Origin of the sequence: Paenibacillus sp. FSL W8-0426 (assembly GCF_037969725.1) — a bacterium.
GTDB lineage: Bacteria > Bacillota > Bacilli > Paenibacillales > Paenibacillaceae > Paenibacillus > Paenibacillus hubeiensis.
Genome location: NZ_CP150203.1, coordinates 4,522,318 through 4,542,485, shown reverse-complemented (window position 1 = coordinate 4,542,485; position 20,168 = coordinate 4,522,318). Strand labels below are relative to the sequence as shown.

22 protein-coding genes and 1 pseudogene are annotated in these 20,168 nt (G+C 47.9%); 16 read left to right on the top strand and 7 right to left on the bottom strand.

Annotated features, from left to right (window positions below):
* Positions 1–11 precede the first annotated feature (11 nt).
* From yaaA to MKY59_RS20230, 10 genes are all read left to right on the top strand, one after another.
* Positions 12–767 (top strand): peroxide stress protein YaaA, encoded by a 756-nt coding sequence (gene yaaA / locus MKY59_RS20275; protein ID WP_339273429.1) that lies wholly within the window; start codon positions 12–14, stop codon positions 765–767.
* A 378-nt stretch (positions 768–1,145) separates the two neighbouring features.
* Positions 1,146–1,649: a hypothetical protein gene (locus tag MKY59_RS20270; protein WP_339273428.1), complete on the top strand. Its 504-nt coding sequence runs from the start codon at positions 1,146–1,148 to the stop codon at positions 1,647–1,649.
* 69 nt (positions 1,650–1,718) lie between these two features.
* Complete coding sequence (locus tag MKY59_RS20265) at positions 1,719–2,093, top strand: ArpU family phage packaging/lysis transcriptional regulator (RefSeq protein WP_339273426.1); 375 nt, start codon at positions 1,719–1,721, stop codon at positions 2,091–2,093.
* Between the two features lie 113 nt (positions 2,094–2,206).
* On the top strand, positions 2,207–2,734 hold the full coding sequence (locus MKY59_RS20260; RefSeq protein WP_339273424.1) for an ATP-binding protein: 528 nt from the start codon (positions 2,207–2,209) through the stop codon (positions 2,732–2,734).
* A 17-nt stretch (positions 2,735–2,751) separates the two neighbouring features.
* Positions 2,752–3,804: an N-acetyltransferase gene (locus MKY59_RS20255; protein WP_339273423.1), complete on the top strand. Its 1,053-nt coding sequence runs from the start codon at positions 2,752–2,754 to the stop codon at positions 3,802–3,804.
* The gene (locus MKY59_RS20250) at positions 3,782–4,207 is read left to right on the top strand and encodes an ASCH domain-containing protein (protein WP_339273421.1); all 426 of its coding nucleotides are present in this window, start codon (positions 3,782–3,784) and stop codon (positions 4,205–4,207) included. Before MKY59_RS20255 ends, MKY59_RS20250 begins: the two co-directional genes overlap by 23 nt.
* Before the next feature lie 536 nt (positions 4,208–4,743).
* The gene (locus MKY59_RS20245; RefSeq protein ID WP_339273419.1) at positions 4,744–5,001 is read left to right on the top strand and encodes a hypothetical protein; all 258 of its coding nucleotides are present in this window, start codon (positions 4,744–4,746) and stop codon (positions 4,999–5,001) included.
* 590 nt (positions 5,002–5,591) lie between these two features.
* The gene (locus tag MKY59_RS20240) at positions 5,592–6,044 is read left to right on the top strand and encodes a hypothetical protein (protein WP_339273417.1); all 453 of its coding nucleotides are present in this window, start codon (positions 5,592–5,594) and stop codon (positions 6,042–6,044) included.
* A gap of 331 nt (positions 6,045–6,375) precedes the next feature.
* A complete protein-coding gene (locus MKY59_RS20235) occupies positions 6,376–6,654 on the top strand; it encodes a hypothetical protein (protein ID WP_339273415.1) in 279 nt (92 codons plus the stop codon).
* 28 nt (positions 6,655–6,682) lie between these two features.
* A complete protein-coding gene (locus MKY59_RS20230) occupies positions 6,683–6,964 on the top strand; it encodes a DUF6809 family protein (protein ID WP_339273413.1) in 282 nt (93 codons plus the stop codon).
* A gap of 126 nt (positions 6,965–7,090) precedes the next feature.
* Here MKY59_RS20230 and MKY59_RS20225 read toward each other — a convergent pair whose 3' ends face one another.
* Positions 7,091–8,443: a right-handed parallel beta-helix repeat-containing protein gene (locus tag MKY59_RS20225; RefSeq protein WP_339273411.1), complete on the bottom strand. Its 1,353-nt coding sequence runs from the start codon at positions 8,441–8,443 to the stop codon at positions 7,091–7,093.
* Between the two features lie 336 nt (positions 8,444–8,779).
* Between MKY59_RS20225 and MKY59_RS20220 the strand changes: the two genes are divergently transcribed.
* The 4 genes and pseudogenes from MKY59_RS20220 (at position 8,780) to MKY59_RS20205 (ending at position 10,627) form a co-directional block, all read left to right on the top strand.
* Positions 8,780–9,439, top strand: coding sequence for a hypothetical protein (locus tag MKY59_RS20220; RefSeq protein WP_339278508.1), 660 nt, complete (start codon positions 8,780–8,782; stop codon positions 9,437–9,439).
* Positions 9,419–9,777, top strand: a pseudogene (locus MKY59_RS20215) (sigma factor); the annotation flags it as partial. The gene MKY59_RS20220 and the pseudogene MKY59_RS20215, both read left to right, overlap by 21 nt.
* Positions 9,778–9,873: 96 nt before the next feature.
* The gene (locus MKY59_RS20210; RefSeq protein WP_339273409.1) at positions 9,874–10,053 is read left to right on the top strand and encodes a hypothetical protein; all 180 of its coding nucleotides are present in this window, start codon (positions 9,874–9,876) and stop codon (positions 10,051–10,053) included.
* Positions 10,046–10,627: a zeta toxin family protein gene (locus tag MKY59_RS20205; protein ID WP_339273407.1), complete on the top strand. Its 582-nt coding sequence runs from the start codon at positions 10,046–10,048 to the stop codon at positions 10,625–10,627. Before MKY59_RS20210 ends, MKY59_RS20205 begins: the two co-directional genes overlap by 8 nt.
* 210 nt (positions 10,628–10,837) lie before the next feature.
* On the opposite strand, the gene MKY59_RS20200 is transcribed toward MKY59_RS20205, so the two are convergent.
* Positions 10,838–12,436 (bottom strand): catalase, encoded by a 1,599-nt coding sequence (locus MKY59_RS20200; protein ID WP_339273405.1) that lies wholly within the window; start codon positions 12,434–12,436, stop codon positions 10,838–10,840.
* Positions 12,437–12,640: 204 nt separating this feature from the next.
* Here MKY59_RS20200 and MKY59_RS20195 point away from each other — a divergent pair, with 204 nt between their 5' ends.
* Positions 12,641–14,608, top strand: a complete 1,968-nt coding sequence (locus tag MKY59_RS20195) for an ATP-dependent DNA helicase (protein ID WP_339278443.1) — start codon at positions 12,641–12,643, stop codon at positions 14,606–14,608.
* Here the strand turns inward: MKY59_RS20195 and cysK are convergent.
* The 4 genes from cysK to MKY59_RS20175 form a co-directional block, all read right to left on the bottom strand.
* Positions 14,605–15,540 carry a cysteine synthase A gene (gene cysK, locus MKY59_RS20190; protein WP_339273403.1) on the bottom strand — a complete coding sequence of 312 codons (936 nt, stop codon included), beginning with the start codon at positions 15,538–15,540 and terminating at the stop codon, positions 14,605–14,607. The genes MKY59_RS20195 and cysK overlap by 4 nt on opposite strands.
* A 454-nt stretch (positions 15,541–15,994) precedes the next feature.
* The gene (locus MKY59_RS20185; RefSeq protein ID WP_236420078.1) at positions 15,995–16,381 is read right to left on the bottom strand and encodes a hypothetical protein; all 387 of its coding nucleotides are present in this window, start codon (positions 16,379–16,381) and stop codon (positions 15,995–15,997) included.
* 361 nt (positions 16,382–16,742) lie between these two features.
* Entirely contained in the window at positions 16,743–16,982 is a 240-nt protein-coding gene (locus MKY59_RS20180) for a hypothetical protein (protein WP_236420076.1), read from the bottom strand.
* The gene (locus tag MKY59_RS20175; protein WP_236420074.1) at positions 16,979–18,016 is read right to left on the bottom strand and encodes a nucleotide-binding protein; all 1,038 of its coding nucleotides are present in this window, start codon (positions 18,014–18,016) and stop codon (positions 16,979–16,981) included. The genes MKY59_RS20180 and MKY59_RS20175 overlap by 4 nt, the downstream gene beginning before the upstream one ends.
* Before the next feature lie 690 nt (positions 18,017–18,706).
* Here MKY59_RS20175 and MKY59_RS20170 point away from each other — a divergent pair.
* Positions 18,707–19,426, top strand: a complete 720-nt coding sequence (locus tag MKY59_RS20170; protein ID WP_339273400.1) for a YitT family protein — start codon at positions 18,707–18,709, stop codon at positions 19,424–19,426.
* A 110-nt stretch (positions 19,427–19,536) separates the two neighbouring features.
* Here MKY59_RS20170 and MKY59_RS20165 read toward each other — a convergent pair whose 3' ends face one another.
* Complete coding sequence (locus tag MKY59_RS20165) at positions 19,537–20,007, bottom strand: DUF2188 domain-containing protein (RefSeq protein ID WP_339273398.1); 471 nt, start codon at positions 20,005–20,007, stop codon at positions 19,537–19,539.
* Positions 20,008–20,168 lie beyond the last annotated feature (161 nt).

Below are 20,168 nucleotides of genomic sequence, written 5' to 3'. Positions count from 1 at the left end.
GATGGATCAGCATGATACGAATTATTATTTCACCTGCAAAAAAGATGAAGATAGACAATGACAGTATGGCTTGCAAACAGATGCCGCACTTTATGACCGAGTCAGAACGGCTGCTTCGTTTGCTTCAAAAGCTAACCTATGACGAACTCAAAGCGTTGTGGAAGTGTAACGATGCCATCGCCGAACTGAATGTGGAGCGAATTCGGAATATGAACTTAAAGGACAATCTTACGCCAGCCATTTATGCCTATGAGGGCATTCAGTATCAATATATGGCGCCTGGTGTTTTTCAACATGAGGAGCTGGAGTATCTTGAGCAGCATTTACGCATATTATCCGGTTTTTATGGCATGTTACGGCCTTTTGATGGCGTAACTCCTTATCGGTTGGAGATGCAGGCAAGGCTGCAAGGTCCGGGTTTCAGCTCCCTCTATCAATTTTGGGGCAGGAAATTGGCGGATCAGCTTCTATCTGAAAGCAACGTTATCTTGAATCTGGCTTCCAAAGAGTATAGTAAAAACATCACTCCTTTTCTGAGCGAAGAAGCACGGTTCATCACCTGCGTGTTCGGACAGCTGGTAGAGGGGAAGGTTGTGGAAAAGGCAACCCGAGCCAAGATGGCTAGAGGGGAGATGGTACGTTATATGGCAGAGCATAAAATTACAGATGTGAAGGACGCCAAAAGCTTCGATCGGCTGAACTTTGGTTTTTCAGAAGAGCGATCGGATGAGAACACGTATGTTTTCATACAAGCAGAGGGGAACTAGCTTGCCGCAAAACGATATGAATTTCATGTGAATGAATGGAGCGCCTTATATTACAACTGAAGATTACCGCTTTCGATATTAAGAGCGGGTAAACGTTTCTGGTGATTGAGCAGTACGATTTTTATTAAATGAAGTAGGTAGAAATTTTGCAGGAAAATAAATGAAATTATAAATAAAGCTCCTGGCGATGCACTCATTGCCTAGGGGTTGGTTTGGCATCTGTTATTTTGAGAGACTCACTTCACAAGACAAAATTAATAAACGTAGCGTTGCTTATTTTGGTGGTAATGAGACATCTAGTACGTGAGCATTGTTCCCGTAACATTAGTTTAGCATCATCACATCAATAAAGATACGATGGTTACTGCTGGCTGGGTATTGAACCTGATAAAAGAATTGCTTCCTCAGTATCCGGAAATTGTCCACACAAGAATCAGAATAGACGATACTGGCGTAGGTGGCGGTGTTACGGATCGGCTTAATGAAGTCATTGCTGAAGAAGGACTGCCCTATGAAGTCATCCCTATAAACAATGGATCATCCTCTTTGGACGAGCATTACGAAAATTTAGGAGCAGAAATGTGGGCATACATTAAAGGACAATTGGAGCAAAACATGAGCAATTATATGAATGGCATTCCTGCTGTTTTACAATTGCCAAGCGATGATGTGTTGATTTCTCAATTGACCACAAGAAAATGGTCTATGACGAGCAAGGGGAAAATACTGCTTGAGAGCAAAAAAGACATGAAAAAACGTGGTCTCAAGTCACCGGATAGAGCTGACGCATATGTTCTCACCTTCGGTGAATATTTAATAGGATCCCCTCAGCCAATCATGTTTCCTACAAATAGGAAGTGTATCAGTCAAAAGGTAAGATGAAACTAGCTTCTATTCTCTTAGTTTATAAGTTGGGGGGTCATAGTAGGAAAAAGACTAGAAAGATACCCGATGCGCTGGCCGTACCGGCAGATTGGTTTCATTCGCAGTGGGGCCGTGATCATACAGGCGTATATTTATAGAAAACACCAATCAACAAATGTAATCGGCAAACAAACGGAGAAAATCGCTATATATAATGTGGATAAGGAAGCTGAGCTGAAGGAAAAGGACCGTTTGCTAAGTTTAGCCATGGAAAAGCTGTCTTCTACACAACGTGAGGTTATTGAACGTAGCTATTTGGACAATGAAGGCGAGTTCGATTACATCAGTTGCGGAGAAATGGGAATAAGCGACAGTACTTATCGTCGAGAGAAAAATGAGGCAATCAGTATCTTGGGTACTGCGTTAAGGCTGGAAAAGTTTGATGGGATCGAGGTAGGCTGAAGCCTGCCTCGTTTTTGTCGAAAACGAAAAAAAAGGAGAAATTTGAAGGAGAAAATCTTGCTTGCGTTGAAATATTACATGTAACCCAAAAAACTACAAAGGGAGGCGAAGTTTTGAAGAAGATAGTATTTGTTGGGGGGATTCATGGGGTTGGAAAAACTTGTTTGTGTAAGGAAATTTCCAAGGAGTTCGATACTCCTCACTTTTCAGCAAGTGATCTGATTCGAAAACAGAAAGAAGAAGAAGCAAGATCGGTGAAGAACGTAACAGATGTTAAAGGGAATCAAGATGCCTTGATTATGGCTATTAACAAATTTGTAACTGATATTTTAGTGTTTCTTCTTGATGGACACTTTTGCATTATTAACAAAGAAGGAAAAGTAGAAAGGATACCACAAGATACATTTGAACGAATGGAGATTTCGTGCTTGCTGGTGTTGATCGATGACCCTGAAGAAATTCAAAAGCGACTCAAAAAACGTGATTCTAGAGACTATTCTATCGATTTACTTGATAAGTTTCAGACGGAAGAACTTGAATATGCCAGACAGCTCTCGGAGACTTTGATGCTCCCATTACTTATACATAAGAATAGGGAAGATAAAGACAAGTTGTATGATTTTTTAAATAAATATATCTAAATCTTAGGAGGGTTTTTATGAATGATTACTTGGTGAAAGAACACTTTAGGGACATTAACTTAGACGATCCTTTTTTTGATTCACTCAAGGCAGACTATCAAGAGTTTGAAGACTGGTTTAACCGAAAGAGTGATTCTGAGGCTTACCTATTCTATGAGGACGGATTAATTGAGGGATTTTTGTATTTTAAAATAGAGAATGGTCCTGTTGAGGATATTGAGCCGGCAATAGACTGTTCTTCTGCTTTAAAAATTGGCACTTTTAAAATCAATCCACATGGAACAAGGTTAGGAGAGCGTTTTATAAAAAAGGCACTCGATTACGCTCTAGTTAACCAGGCTGAATATTGTTATGTAACAATATTTGATAAAGAAGCTACGAGCGGACTGATAAGGTTGATGAGAAAATATGGGTTTTGCGATCATGGTAAAAAGGACACGCAAAATGGGACAGAGTTAGTTATGGTAAAAAGTATGATAAATACACAGGACGATATTCTCAAAGATTATCCACTTATTAAAACAAGTTCAAATGACAAGTTTTTATTGGCAATCTACCCTCAATATCATTCTGTTATGTTCCCTGATTCGATTTTGAATAATGAAAGTGTTGATATCTTGGAAGATGTTTCATTTACCAACAGTATTCATAAAATATATGTTACAACTATGCCTGTAAATAGGACATCTCGTGGTGATATTGTGGTAATGTATAGAACAGCGACTCCTGGTTATGCAGCGGAATATACAGCGGTAGCGACTTCAATATGTGTTGTGGAAGAAGTTAGACATCAAAACGAATTTGATAATTTTGAAAGTTTCTATTCTTATGCGAGCACGTATAGTGTCTTTGATAAAAATGACTTAAGAGACTGGTATACTAAAGGTCGCTGTTATACTATTAAGATGACCTACAATGCTGCTCTTAGCAAAAGATTGATACGGCAAAAGCTAATCAATGAAATTGGCTTAGAGCGAGAACAACGCTGGTCCTTTTTTGAACTGACAGATGATCAGTTCAAACAAATTCTTAAAGAAGGTGGAGTAAGTGAAGGTATTATTATCGATTAAACCTGAGTTTGTTGAGAAGATATTCAGCGAAGAAAAACGATATGAATATCGAAAAATTATCTTTAAGCAAAAAGTAGATTCTGTTGTTATCTACTCGACAATGCCTGAAGGAAGAATCGTAGGGGAATTCAGCATAGATAAGATTTTAAGCGATGATCCGGACAGCATTTGGGATATGACTAATCGATACTCAGGAATTACGCATAATTTCTTTAAGAAGTACTTCAATAATAAAGAAAATGCATATGCTATAAAAATTGGAGAAATCGAGCGGTATGATGAGCCCATAAATCCCAAGGATTTTGATTTTCCCTTTACGGCTCCTCAATCATTTTTTTACGTGGATGACGACTTTCGTCCGATTTCACAGAAAACAGAGTTGACTGAGCCTGTACTCTTTTGACTGATTTCTGACTGTTAATTGAGAGGTTTGCTAGACTTTTTACGTGATATATTTGTATTGTGGAAAACGGGCGAGAATGAAACGCACAGCCGCAAAAAGCGGCATATGACTGGGGCGCTCCTCTTCTTGCTCTTTCACTTGAATAATCGAGAAATTAGCAGCTGATCTATGCTAATATACAGTTTTTGAGCTTAGAACAACATCTGATGATATCAGTAGTAAGGAAAGCAAGCTGAGCGAGTTCGTTTGTAGCCTTGAAGTTAGGTACAATTAGTACATAACTTTTAACGGAGGCGAACATTTTGAACAATATCAAGTGTACTAATTGTAAAAGTTGTACAAAAGTGATTGAAAAAGAACTATAGTAGTTTCAGGGGTAACGCAAGTTTATGAGTCTAGACGGTGCATTAATTGTGCCCGTTTGATAAGAGTATGTTATTGAGTTGAAACTCTAACTGGAGAGTATCCTTGAGATACTCTTTTTTTATTGCTCTTCTTCTAATCTTCGTTATGATTATAAAAAAGGAGATGATTAAATGGCATTATGGAGCTGGTGGATAAATATGATTGGAATTCTTATTTCACTTGCGGGTTCTATTTACGCTTATAAAGGGGCAGCAAGGGACACAATTGGATTGGATGATAGAAGTAGCTTTCCCTTGACCAATCAACAAAAGGAGGAATTGTTCAAAGGGTTTAGTAACCGGAGGAAATTTTCAAAACACGGATTTTTCTTACTGATTGTGGGGTTTGTATTACTTGGAATAGCACAATTGTTTGTCTACCCCTCTTAAATTGAATTAGTGAGTAATCCGACGGAATACGCAGGATAGTCGAGTAATAGAATCGTGAGGATACAACTCATTAATTGACTGGGATTTTGCGTCGTCGGTAAAATGGTCTTGTTCTTCCTCTCTTGTAACTAAGAGCGTATGCTTTTAAAGCAAAGAGCGCAGCGCATTTGGTGCGGACGGTACGGACGCCAATCTTTAAATAGCGTTACAATAGCAGCAGAAGCCGTTATTTTTTATACGGAAAACGTAATTTCAGTAGCAATAATCGTACATATATCAGCAAAAGTCGTTCATTATGGAGCGGCTTTTTTGCATTGGAGGAATATCAGTGAATCGAAGACGGAAGAAGAAGCGTGCCAGCCCTAGAAAGCAGCCAGAGAAGTGCAAAGGTTGTGTCTGGGGCAGATGGGATGGAGTGAAACAGTTCTGTAGTAGACCAGTTTGTCCGAAAGAGGTAAAATTTCCTAAAGTCAAAAATTTATTATAGGGGGAATAATTTATCATGGACATAACTGAGGATATACCTACAAGTCAAATTAACTGGGAGGCTTATTTCAGCAGTATCTTCAATTATAGTAAATGTATTATTGTTGTTGGTCGCAGTGGCTAGTTGTATAGCAGCATTTAGAAGTGCAAGATCGGCTAAGGAATCAACGGAATTTGTTAGGCTGCAACAAAAAAAACAAGAAAAAGAATATGCAGTAATGAGCGCAATCTTCAAAGGTAGGCTGGTAAGGGAAGCGAATTACATACAAGCTGCAGTATTTGGGCAGAGTGTAAAGCTAAGTGTTACTGCTCTTCAAAATGCAAGAGCAATTTCCGAACCGTCCTTTTATGAACTATCACAATTTTTGAATCAAGAACAGGCAAATATCGTGACAGAAATATGGGATTTATTTGATCAATATTACAGTAAGCACTTTTTTGACAATGAATCAGGAGCATTCACAACAGAATACCACAGGATTATAAACCCGACCGGGGTCAGGGATGCTTCTAAAGAGGTTGGTCAAAAAATCAAAGAGCTAATCGAAAAATTATAGCACCCATCGAGCGGTACTTTTTCTTTTGCTCTCATACGACAGAATGTGAGCCAATCTGAGCCCATTACAGTGAGAACGTCTCGCTTTAAGGAACGGAGACAGAAACGAGCCGAGAACAGGCGCTGAGTGAGCGTACGCACGAATTTGAGCCAAGCCCACAGGTGAAACCAACTCAACTCAAATAGCTCGGATAATATATGGTGGATATCTTGTTATTATAATTAAAAAAATACATTAATTACAAAAAAATAAAATTGATCAAATTGTGTCGATCAGTTTAATGCGAAAAGCCTTCAATTAACTTGACGGATTGGAGGCTGGTCATATAAAGATGCAGACTGTTCAGGATCTGGAACGGCTCATCGAATTGGATATCAAGCTTCAACAGGACGATCTCTTGTGGGTCGTCTTTTTTAATTACATTGAAAGGGTGATAGACATATCCGTTAAAAGCTATACAAAAACAATTCCGGTTCAAGCGATCCAGTTCGAAGGAATCGATCAGCCACACCTCAATGAGCATGGTTTAACTTTGGATCAATCTCACCAAAAGCGAAAAAACAATACTAGCGGATTTCCCGCTAAATTCCCATATCAGCTCATCTTCTGATGTACAATCTTCCTGAGGTGACCTTACCATGATGGATAACATGTCAAACCTGATCGAAGATTTGTTTCACGGGAACCTGCGGTTGGACGAGTCAATACATCCCGTGCAAGCCGAATATCAGGAAATCAACCGCCGGATATCCGACATTATGCAAAATTACAAAACACAACTTAACGAGAGCGAATACGATACCTTGGAGCAACTGGTAGACTTAATCGGACAGTCTACGTCCATGTACGTGGAAGCGGCGTTCGAGCAAGGTTTGCGCACAGGCGGCAGACTCATCATTGAGGTTTTAGGCAAATCGTGAGTATTTTTTATCATCCTAGAAATCAGCAGGGTCCAAACGGCAATTCAAAAATCCCCTTCTTCATGACCATCGCTTAGGCTGGCATGGGGAAGGGGACTTTGCTTTTAATTTATGCCTTTACTTCGCTTACCTCGCACCGATATTGGTACCCGAAGGCGTACCCGAACCGATCAGGTCGCTGCCGGTGGCTAATTTAAGGAAATTACCCAGCACAGGCGTGCCATCGCTGCCGCGGGTGACGGACGGTGTCAGGGAGACAAAATCGTCCGCGCTTGCGAGCAGTCCTTTGGCGTTGACGCTTTTTTTGTTTTTCCACCATACGTTGGTGCTGTCCACATCCATGCCGCTTGTTTTGTCGCTGGCGCCGCCTTGGAAGGACAGGTTGTTGGTGAAGATATGAGTGCCGACGTCAAAGGCAAAGTTGCTCTGCCCATTGTTCCAGGACGTATTGTTTTTCATCGTAATGGAACCGGGATTGCTGTTATAGGTGAAGCCGTGTTTTTTGTTGTTAAACGCAATGCTGTTCTCGACAATATGGTTTACAGCGATTTTTTCGCCGCCCAGCTTGAAGCCGTTGCCGTCGCTGTTGGAGGTGGATGTACCGTCGGAAGTTGCGCCGTTGCTGTAGGCGATGCTGTTGCGGATCGTCACAGCGCCAATGGGGCCTGTGTCTGTTTTGCTGTACAGATCCCAACCGTCATCCACATTGTAGGCCGCGATGCAGCCATCGAACACGTTGCCCGGGCCTACGGTCAGCTTGGCCGCAAAACCGTCGGCATCCTCGCCATCATCCGGATCGTAGTTGTCGTGGGAGTAAGAACGTATGATTTCGTTGTATGCCGGCCACTCGCTCGTTGCTGCGGTGGAAGCGTAACGTCCGAGCTGGATGCCTGTGTCGCGATTATGATGCGCTTCGATCTGCTCCAACCGGTTGTAGCTGCCGCCGATGAAGATGCCGTTGTCTCCGGCTCCCTTCACTTCAAGTCCTTTGACGAACCAATAATCGCCGAACATTTGCAAGCCGCGATTCGCGGAGCCGAACGATTGTGCCGAGAAATCGAGGACAGGCTTCTCCGAGCCGTAGGCAACCAGCCCTTTGCGCTGCCCGGACGTGCCGCTATTGCCGCGCTGGATCGTGATCGTTTCGGAAAAGCTGTACGTGCCGCCGCGCAAATAGATCGTTTTGCCAGGTGCGATCTGGGTTAAGGCATTCGCCAAGGACGTGGGGCTGTCCAACGTGCCGGGATTGCTGGCAAGGCCGTTCGGCGCGACATATAAATCCCCGGCGGCCAGCACCTGAGCGATGGCGGAGGGCTCAGCCAACGTTGGCGGATTCAGGTCAGCTGCACCTGCCGTTCCACCGCTAATTAATAATAGAGGCAGGGCGGCACCCAGGCAGAAACGCGTCATTTTCTTTTTCAACGAGCGATGGGCAGATGAGCGGTCACGGGATGTGGGCGAAACGGAAACGATATTCATGGCAAAAACCTCCTTGGATGGAATATGTGCGGCAAGCACCTGCGGCACATATTTATCGTAAATGTTGTAAACGTTACCATAAATAATCATTTGATTAGGTATACAGAAACCATCCCTATACTCAGGTTATCGTTTGTTTTTAACGCTTCATCAGCTGGATTGAACGTATTTTTTCCGGGTTTTGCATGTGATTTGTGCTGGCATTAGCTTGGCTGTTCCGGTTTGAACTTGAGAATGATGCACGGCGAGGTGAGTCAAGGTACAAAACGACGGCTACCCATAGGGAGGTATGATCTGATAAACGGCGAATCGATGATAGTAAAGGAGGTGGGCGTATTGAAAAAGATTCGATGGACCATGTGGATGATCATTTCCTTCCTGATTGTGTCAGGTTGTTCAACCGTTCCAGATGTGCCACCCCGTCTTTCAGACGAAAGAATGCAACAACTGCGCAAGGAGTATCCTTTCTCCACAGGATATCCCAGTAATATACAGATGAGGGATGTACCTTTCGACGAAATACTGGATTATTCCGATGCGGTCATTATTGCCGAAGTTCTGCAGCGGGACGCGGATTTTCAGGTTGATTTAACGGCAGAACCCGGAACTCCCGAAGCTGACTTGAAAGAAAAAAAGCGGCAGCAAGGGGGCGAACCATACCAGCCTACATTTGTGTCTTATAACGTAAACGTTCGGGAAACGATTGTGGGAGAGAAGGTGGAAGGGCACGTTCAATTATTTTATAATGCGGACTTCAAGGGCGTTGAACCTGATTTGAAGCCAGGCATGAACATTGTCGTTTCGGTGAAAAAAGGAACAGCTCCGGCCCAACAAGACAAATACTCCATCACCAGATATGCCACCTACTATATCGTGGATGAAAACTATGTTCTCGCTGCGTTCCAAGGCCAAACGGATGAAATGAAAGTCTTCACGGATCAAACGGATGGTACAACGCTCGCTCATCTTGTAGAGATCATCAAAGAATGTTGGTAAACCAGCGAAGAAATAGAAGACCTGATTTCCATCGGCACGATAGGATTGATTAAAGCGATTGAGAGTGATTTGACTCGCCAATGGGAGAAAGATTTCCACTTTTTTCCGACCGTTGCATTGAAAATGAAATTTTGATGCACCTTCGGTCTTTGAAAAAACGTAAAGATGTATCGCTTCATGACCCTCCCGATGGATAAAGAAGGCAATGAGATCACTCTAATTGATATTCTCGGCTCGGAAACGGACAAGTGGATCTGGGGATAGAAAAGAAGTAACATTTACCACATTCTCGATATCTCGATGAGCTAGACAAAGAGGGTGTTGTCGGCCGCATCGGCCAGGACACCGACTGAATTATTCGTAAAGCTTTAGGCAGATATAGAATGTAGTACTGTGGTATACTCCAAATAAAAGTGAAAATGAGGTGTTTCTATATGACGGACCTTACGCAGGACCTTGCCAAATTAATCAGACTGACAGGTGACCGTGCAAAATTGGATGCTAAAGCAAATGGGACATATGTAGTATATAAGACAACTGAGGGACAAATTGTTAGAGAATATAGTACGGGTAAGATTGAGAAAATGAATGAACAGGACTTTACTCATGAATGAGACAACTGCAACGATGTTTGTGTTTGCCGGTAATAATGGAAGCGGTAAGAGCACCATTCGTAACTTGATTGTTGACCGGCTTGGGGTAAGTATAAACATTGATCCGGATGCACTCGCCCGTAGAATGAATCATGGACATCCTGAAAAGAGCAAAGTATCTGCTGGGAAAGAAGCCATCCGAATAGCCAGGGAATGTATCCGAAATAAGTGGGACTTCACTGTGGAAACCACTTTAGCGGGTGGCAACGTCATAAGGCAGATGAGAGCCGCAAAGGAACAAGGCTTTGAAATCATGATGTTTTATGTGGGACTAGGGGATGTTCGACTTAATATTGAACGTGTGGCTTTGCGCGTGAAGAATGGTGGTCATCATATTGAAACCGAGGATATTGTTAGACGCCATGTAACAAGTATGAATAATCTGTTATCTCACTTAGATCTTATTGATCAGTTAATTGTTGTTGATAATAGTAAACACGATGGCGAGATGATTCTTGGGTCAGATCAAAGTGGGATAAAATATTATACAAACGAATTGCCTGAATGGGCCCGAATCATCGATAGACAATTATAAATTACATATACAGCACAAAAATAAACCAATTCGAATCGGGCTCGATGTTCATTGGTTTTTTTTGACATCGTACTTTGTACTTGCGAAAAAAATCCCCCTGGAGCCAGGCAGCCAATGGCTGCGTGCATCCAGGGGGAAGAAGAAGCCAGCGACAACGCCCCGTGCCTGCCGAAGCAGGCATGTCCGGGAACCCGCTTGGCTTCTTTCAGGTCAATACCGGTCGGCCTCGCGACCGCGCTGCTCCGCCTGTTCGGCGGCTGCGGAGCGCTTCGGCTGAACGGCGGCGCTGTCGTCGGTCGGCACCGACGCCAAGCCTTCGGCCACGCGGCGGCCGTAATCCGCGTCCGCCTGCGTGAAGTAGCCGATCATGCGCTCGCGGATGTCCGGCTTGCACTTCGCCAGCGCGCCGACGAGATTGCTGATGAGCTCATCGCGCTCCCAATCCTCGAACGCACGATACGTATCCCCGGCTTGGCCGAAATCGTTCGTGCGGTCGATCTTTTCGCGGACAAGCCGCCCTTCGACCAGCGGTTCATGCTCCTTGCCGGGCTGGGTCGCCTCCTTCAGCCCGCCGAGGGAGGACGGCTCGTAGTTCACGTGAGGGTTTTGTCCCGGGGCACGGTCGACGCGGTACTGCATCTGTCCGCCGCTTTGATTCGTCGCTACGGGTGTCTTCGGCGCATTGATCGGCAGCTGCAAATAATTGGTGCCGACCCGGTGCCGCTGGGTATCCGAATAGGAGAAGGTGCGGCCCTGCAGCAGCTTGTCGTCCGAGAAATCAAGCCCGTCGACCAGCACGCCCGTGCCGAACGCCGCCTGTTCGACCTCGGTGAAATAATCCTCGGGATTGCGGTTCAGCGTCATTTTGCCGACGCGCAGGAACGGGAACCGATCGGTCGGCCACAGCTTGGTTGGATCAAGCGGATCGAAGTCGAGCTCCGGATGATAGTCGTCCTCCATGATTTGCACGCACAACTCCCACTCGGGATAGTCTCCACGCTCGATGGCGTGATAGAGATCCAATGTGGCATGGTTGAAATCCATGCCCTGAATTTCGCTTGCTTCCTTCTGCAGCAGGTTGCGAATCCCCTGCTGCAGGGGCTCCCAATGGTATTTGACGAGCACGCCTACGCCCTCCTGGTTGACCCATTTGTATGTATTCACGCCGGAGCCCTGCATCTGGCGGTAGTTTGCCGGAATGCCCCACGGGGAGAAAACAAACGTGATCATGTGCGTAGCTTCGGGGCTAAGGGATATAAAATCGAAGAATCGTTCCATATCCTGCGCGTTCGTCAGCGGATCGGGCCGGAAGGCATGAACCATGTCCGGAAATTTGAGCGGATCGCGGATGAAAAAGATTTTCAAATTGTTCCCGACCAGGTCCCAGTTGCCGTCCTCGGTATAGAACTTGACCGCGAATCCGCGCGGGTCACGCAGCGTTTCGGGCGAATGCCCGCCGTGAATGACGGTGGAGAAACGTACAAACACCGGCGTTTGTTTCCCTTTCTCCTGAAAGAGGCGTGCCCTTGTGTACTTGGAGATCGGCTCGTCCCCGGCGGTGCCGTAAGCCTCGAAAATGCCGTGCGCTCCGGCGCCTCTCGCATGAACGACGCGTTCCGGAATGCGCTCGCGGTCGAAATGGGTGATTTTCTCCAGAAAATCGTAATTTTCCAGCGTTGTCGGTCCGCGGCGGCCTACGGTGCGTACGTTCTGATTGTCCGTGACGGGATGGCCCTGCCGGTTCGTTAATGTGTCGCTGTCGTTTGCGGATGGGGTAAACTGGACTGAAGGGGGATGATGTTCTTTCATGATGGAAAAACCCACCTTTCCTGACATTGGATTCCCGTATAGATTTTCCCTGATCGGTGGTTCTATGCATAATGGAGACAAAAACACCTTGTCAGCCTGCGCCTGACATGAGATAATTAACTTTTGCCTAGCGGTCTTTTTTTGAAACGGAATCCGTTCCGCCAGACCGCTTGTATAAGAATGGAGGCTGACACGGGATTGGCTATGGAACAACGTTATCCTTTTGCATATGATCCGGCAGAGTCGTTCGTTCCCCGGCTCGGGGAATGGGTTGCCGATGTGTTTTACGATATTTTGCCGGAGGCCGGCTTCGAGGTTCGGGATGAGCAGATTTTTATGGCATACCAGCTGGAGCGGGCGTACGGAGACAAAAAAACGATTATGGCCGAAGCCGGCGTGGGCACGGGCAAAACGCTCGTTTACCTGCTCTACGCCGTATGTTATGCACGGTATACGGGCAAACCTGCGGTCATCGCCTGCGCGGACGAATCGCTGATCGAACAGCTCGTCAAACCGGGTGGCGATATCGAAAAGCTGGCGCGCCATCTGGATTTGCAGGTGGATGCAAGGCTGGGCAAATCGCCCGACCAATATATCTGTTTGAACAAACTGAGCGCAGTGCGGTTCGCGGATGAGGACGCGCCGGTGATTGAAGACGTGCACGACAGCTTGCCGGATTTCGTCAACTCGCCGGGCACGCTGCAGGCGTTTCATCCTTACGGGGATCGCAAGCAATATCCGCACCTGAATGACCGCCAGTGGAGCAAAATCAACTGGGACCCGTTCCAGGACTGTTTTGTCTGTCCCAAACGGCAGCGCTGCGGCTTGACGTTATCTCGTGACCATTACCGCCGATCGCGCGATATCATTATCTGTTCCCATGATTATTACATGGAGCATGTGTGGACATATGAAGCGCGCAAACGCGAGGGTCAACTGCCGCTGCTTCCGGATCATAGTTCGGTGGTGTTCGATGAAGGGCATTTGCTGGAGGAAGCTGCGCTGAACGCGCTGAGCTATAAATTGAAACATCGCATCTTCGAGGAACTGGTGACCCGCCTGCTGGAAGGCGAAATCCGCGAATCGCTCGCGGAGCGCATCGACGAAGCGATCGAGAGCAGCGAGCAGCTGTTTGCTTTGCTGGATCGCAGCACGGTAGCCATTCCGGGGTCGGACCGTAAAGAAGTGCGCGTGGACGCGCCTTTGCTGGCAGCCATTGAACGCCTGACGAGCGTGCTGGATGCCATCGGGGAAGAGCTTGTGTTCGAGAGCGGCCTCTTCTCGCTGGACGGTTATCAAATGCGCGTCGTCGAGGAGCATCTGGATATGATCCAAACGGCGCTGTCGCTGTTCCGCAAGCAGGACGGCTACATTTGCTGGGCAGAGGAAAACGACGAGGAAACGACGCTGTCGATCATGCCGCGCACGGTGAAGGAGATTTTGAACGAACGCGTGTTCAACAAAAACATGCCGATCGTGTTCTCCTCCGCAACGCTGTCCGTGGACGGATCGTTCCGGTACGTCGCGGACAGCCTTGGCATCTCCGATTTCGTGTCTTTCTCGGTCGCTTCGCCGTATGCATATGCGGACAAAATGCAAATGCGCATTGCCGCTGAGACTGCCCCGGGACAAAATGCAAATGCGCGCCGCATGCAAGATGCCGTTTCGTTATTGCAGCAAAGCGGAGGTCGCGCGCTGATTCTGTTCCGGACGATGGAGGAATTGCGGACGTTCAAGCAGGACATCGCGGGCATGCCGGAAGTTTCCGGGCTGCGATTCATGTTTGAAGGGGATCGCGAAATAAGTGATCTCATCGCCGCTTTCCAGGAAGACGAAGAGAGCGTGCTGTGTTCGGTAAACCTGTGGGAAGGGCTGGATGTTCCGGGACCGTCCCTGTCGAACGTCATCATCTGGTCTCTCCCTTATCCGCCGCAGGATCCTGTGTTTAACGCCAAACGCACAGCGTCGGCCGCACCGTACGAAGAGATCGATCTGCCGTATATGCTGCTGCGGGTGAAGCAGGGATTGGGACGTTTGATCCGGACGAGCTCCGACTCCGGCATGGCGGCCATTCTCGACGAAACGCTGCACAGCAAAAAGGAAGCCAAGGACCGCATCGCGGCCCTGCTTCCCGAAGGGGTGGAATGGACAGTACTGCCCCGTTCCGTTTAAAAGAAACCTGTGCTCAAATACCGTTCCCCGGTATCGGGCGCAATGCAAAGCACGCGGCGGCCCGGGCCAAGCTCCTGCGCGATGCGCAGGGATGCCCACACCGAGGCGCCCGATGAAGGGCCGAGCAGCAGCCCTTCGCGGGCGGCAAGCTGCCGCATCGTCTCCAGTGCGTCCTCGTCGGACACCTGGATGATGGCATCCCAGACGTCGGTATTCAGGATGTCCGGCACGAAGCCCGGACTGGTACCGACGAGCTTGTGCGGCCCCGGCTCGCCGCCGGACAACACGGGTGAGCCCATCGGCTCGACCGCGTAGATGCGGATGGCGGGCAGCTGCTTTCGCAGCTCCTCGCCGGTGCCGGTAATCGTGCCGCCCGTGCCTGCGGTCGCAACGAACGCGTCCAGCCGGCCTTCCATCTGCGCCATGATCTCCGGCGCGGTCGTAACCCGGTGAATGTCCGGGTTGGCCGGATTCTCGAACTGCTGCGGAATGAAGCTGCCCGGAATGTCCGCGTGCAGCTCTTTCGCTTTGCGTATGGCGCCAGGCATGCGCTCGGCCGCAGGCGTCAGCACGACCTGTGCGCCGTAGGCTTTCAAAATGTTGATGCGCTCCATGGACATGTTGTCCGGCATGACCAGAATGGCTTTGTAGCCTTTCGCCGCCGCGTTCATGGCGAGGCCGATGCCCGTATTGCCGCTGGTCGGCTCGATGATGGTTGCGCCTGGACGCAGCAGCCCGGCCTTTTCGGCCTGGGCGATCAGGTTGTAGGCGGCACGGTCCTTGACGCTGCCGCTCGGATTGAAATATTCCAGCTTGACGTATACGTCGGCCGATTCCGGCCCGGCAAGCCGATTCAATTTCACGGCCGGGGTGTTGCCGATCAATTCGGTGACATTGGCAGCCACGCCTTTAGGGTTGACAGGTAAATTCACGTTGGTCCAGCTCCTTGAAGGTTCACGCCCAAACATCGTTTCTTGCAAACAGGTCTGTTCGCCAATGGCGGACGGGCCTGTTTGTGCTTTAGCTGCATTTGGGGTCGAAATCAGATGAATGGATGGAAGGTTTCGTTTACATCTATATAAACCGGACTAATCAATCACACAAGGCCACTACGAGTGCAGCACCATCTTCCGATCGCTCTTATCCCCAGATTTTTTCGAATCCCCTTTTTCAAGGGAAAATCCGGTGATAAGCCTATGCTTCCGAAGCAGCTTTCTTTCAGAAAGCTTTTAGAACGCTTCGCTTCTTCAAATTGGTTCTGCCTCTCCGCTAATGTGTGTATGTTTTTTACGGTCTATCTATCATCTTAATGAACCCTTCCTGACAAGGTCAACCTGTTTTGCACCGAAGTCCACTTCAATCATCGTGATCAAGAGAGAGAATGAACTATTCTGTCTGCGTCAAATCGACGTTAAGATGCAGGCTTAACTCTTTTTTGACCTCGCTGCGCGCAAATGACCATAACATATAGAATCTCTGTTGGTATCCCCGGCATAAATATAATGCTTCAATGCCTTGGACCTGACGGTTTTCCGCGAAAATTTTGACGCCGCGCTTCCGCATCCGCTTGCGCAAGGCTTGCATTTCTCGCAGCACGTCATTTTGCACCTTCTTCAGGGACAGGACGTAGACCTCGGGCATTTTCAGCGGCAGCGTGCCCAGCGTGCGCATATCGCGCTCGAGCACATCCAGCAGCAGCGTGCGCACGACGATGCTTTTGACCAGATGGTGGTCTTCGTCCGCAGGGGAGGGAACGGAGGAGGGGAGGGGCATTCGCCTTCACTTCCTTAACCTGAAATCGGAATTAATATTATATTCGGAACGTACGTTCTTATATTATATTCAATATATGCAGGGGGCATACCCAAAAACAAGCGGAAAAATATGGCGCCGAATTGGCGGGAGCCCAAAAGGGGCCTGCGAAAAAGGGACGAGCCTCTCCAAAATGTGGGTATAATTTGCGGGGGTTGCAGGCAATCTAAGCATAGAAGACCTGGAACGAACGAAAAGTGCGGACCACATCGCGCAGATGCAAAGGCATGATTTCGACCGCGAAGGTAAAAACAAAAAAGCCCTGTCCGGAGACGGGGCGGGTCCAAGCTGCCGAACAGACGGCAGCGTTGCTCTAGCAGCGTTAAGCCAAATATTGCGGCTTTTCGTATAAAGCTTCTTTTTCCAGAATGACCTTGTAAGGCCGTTCTTTGCCCTTGAGGGAAGGGCCGATGGTCGTAAGCGGTACGGCTGGCTTGTGGAAGCGATCCTTATCCTTTTCCTTGGGTTCCGGAACCGGCCGTGATGAATCGTGCGCAGAACTGAGGCGTACTTTTTTTTCGCTGCCCCAGCGTTTGCTTATTTTTTTCATTTCCGGTTTCATTCCGGTTCGCCTCCTAATAAATCGTTGATGGCGTTGAACAGCTGACGGTTCTGTATGTCCATTTGCTGAAAAACGGCCTCGTCTGCTTCCGTATGCCCAATGATATGCACCGTAATTACATACCTCTTGGCTACAGGATAGCATAGCAAATATTCTTTCTCAAGGTAATCGTCAAACAGATTGATCTTGATTTTATTTTCTTTATAACAATCAATAACCAAAATTCGCTTCGGATCATCAGGCGGTTTGTCGTCGTTGGCCGTCAAATCGTATCTTCTGCCCGGTTCTCCAACATTTCCGCACAATTGTTCGATATACCCCTGATCATCCTTGCGGTAGATCGCCGTGCCGCGTACGGCAAAAGGGGGATGGGAGACAAAAGCGGTGCGGAGTGCATCGCTCATGCGTTCCAGCATGGCCGGATCGGGCCTGCGGGAACGCAGCAATTCCCTGAAGAAGCGCAGCAGCTTAAGCAGCTGGATCCGGGCTTCGCTCTCGGTTTGTTTCAATTCGGCCAAACGCTTCTCCAGTTCGGGATCGCTCCAGCGTCCTTGCTCCTCGATGCTGTCGGCGATTTTCGAGCAGGCGACGGACACGGCCGGAGCCCATTTGCCGTCGGAGCGGATTTCGTACGTTAACGGATTCAATCCCAGGAGGTCGGTAGGCATCCGCAGACCCTCGACCTTCGTATCGTCCTTGCTGTCCGTAATATGTTCGGGAAGAATGAAAAAAATACGTTTGCGGCCTAACCGGCCCATGAACAAGCCCATTTCCAGCATCGTATTGTCACGGACGGAAGCATAATATTTGCCGCGTATTTTGGATATGTCATCCGGATGAAAAATAAAAATGGCAAAATCCGTTGTGCGGACCTCGGCTTCCAAATCGTCCATGGTATAGCTGCTGGGCTGGAATACCCCGGAAAACCAGGGAGTGACTTCGGCAGAGAAACGCAAATTTTCGTGCACGGCGGCTGCAACCGGCTTCGCTTCCAGCGAGCAGCCAATAAATACTCTTGGCTTGAACGTTTTCATGGATACGCCTCGCTTAAACGGTATTGGAGTGAATTGTTACATTATACCATAAATAGTTAGGAAAGGCTGGTAATATTTGGCGAGGCGCCGGTTTTCGTTTGTTACAGTGTATGTGGAGACGCGAAAGGATTCCAGTGAATTTTGCCTAAAATAAAAAAATGCCCCAATTTGCAGCGGTTAGGTGACTGGACAGTTCTAGAAGCCGGTTCATGTCATAGAATGAAGGAGCAAGATGAACCATTAGCAAGATTGTCTTGCTTTGGCTCAAGGATTCGGCTTCTTAGGCAGAACAGAGTGGAATAAGGCTGTTTTTTGCGAGGAAGTCTGTTTAGACCAAGCTTCGCTGGTGTTATATAATTAAATAACAAGCTAGTTAGCGGTGGGAAAATGAACAGAACGTCTAGACGGTTCACTTCACGAACTCAGCCCGTTAACAACAAACTGGCAGAAAGGATCAGGATACCATGAGCTCCCGAAGGATAAGCTCCCCAAGGATGATCTGGAAACGTTACGATCTATCTTACACTTAGCTCCTCTGCAGGGTAAATCACCGTCGTCAAACGGCTGACTCTGCGAAAGAGGGGATTGGAATGAATAGTCGAAGGATGAACACGATGTTTCCTTCCAGACTTGCCTTTTGCAGGGTACGGTCGGTTTACACCAACCTATACCAACTGCGAGGGATTCTGAATGAAGAGAACATCGTTGCAACACATCAGGGCAGAAGCGGGGAAATTGCTCCTCATGCTGCTCGGAACCTTTATTTTGGCGTTTGCTTATTATCACATTAATTTTCAAAACGAATTATCGGAAGGCGGCTTTGTCGGTCTGGCATTGCTTGCTAAATACGCAACCGGATTATCGCCTGCGGTGGGCATACTGCTGCTCGATATACCCGTCATGATTCTGGCCTGGTTCATCAAAGGCTGGAAATTCATGATTCAAGCGCTGATAGGCGCTGCTGCGTTTTCCCTGTTCTACGACGGATTCGAACGTTATTCCACATTGGTTATTTCATTTAACGGCAATCTGTGGATTCCCGCAATTCTATCCGGATTGCTGACGGGAATCGGTGCAGGAATCGTGCTTCGCTTTGGCGGAGCCACGGGTGGAGACGACATTCTGGCCGTGCTGGTCAGCCGCTGGAAAGGCTGGAAGCTCGGTACGGTATTTTTTGTCAGCGACGCCGTCGTGCTGTTGCTCTCGCTTTTCTTCCTGCCGGTCAAAGAAACGCTTTTCACGATTCTGGCCGTATGGATTGCCAGCAAAGTCATCACTTTCGTAGTTACTGTTCGTACGCCTCAAACGGTCACGACTTCGGCGGTCAAACGACCTGTGCCATCCGCACCCAAAGCGGTTGCCGGCGCGTCGGCCCCGCGTCCTACCATAGCAAGAGGTGTCACGCATTAATTTATATTGGATGATTCGCAAACCATGCGAAAATCACAAAGTCCTTTTGCTCGCCGGTCTGGCAGCGAAAGGACTTTTTTGGTTCAAAGACGAGCGAACCGAACCATCGGTCATGCACGGAAGGATGCAGCAATCTGGCCGTCCCGGTTATGGATAATCGCCCGAATGTTTTGTTTGCCGCTCATTTCGCGTGCGGCCTTCAGCGCTTCGTTTTTGGTGCGGTACGTGGAAAGGGGCTGCGCCTTTCCTTCCTTTTTGATGGACCAGCCGTCATCGTCGTTCGGAACGACATGAATGTTGGCATGGTTCTTGGAAGAAGAGACGGGCTCGGAATGGCCTTGTCCGGAAGAGGCGCGGGAGTTTCCTGAAGGATGGCCGTGCCTGTCCGAATCGGAGGCAGAATGTTCATCCGCTGGATGATTCGCGTCCCATTCCTCCGCTTTTGCCGTAGCGATGGCGATGGAGCGGCCTTCGTCATATCCTTCATCCAGCAGGGCGTTGGCAATCTCGATGGCTTTATGCCTCACGCGCGGTTTCAGATTTTTCATCGATACAGGGTAATCCCGTTTGTTCCAAGGCATATCGTTTCCTCCTCTGCAATAGCGGTTAGTGATATATTACCCTGCATGGGGAGCGATAAACGATGACTTCCTGCCACTACGCCGGGGAGCATGACGTTGGGGAGCCCGAGGTTTCGAGAAAGCTGCAGCCCGGGGCTTCAATCAGGTGGTCCAACTTCAAG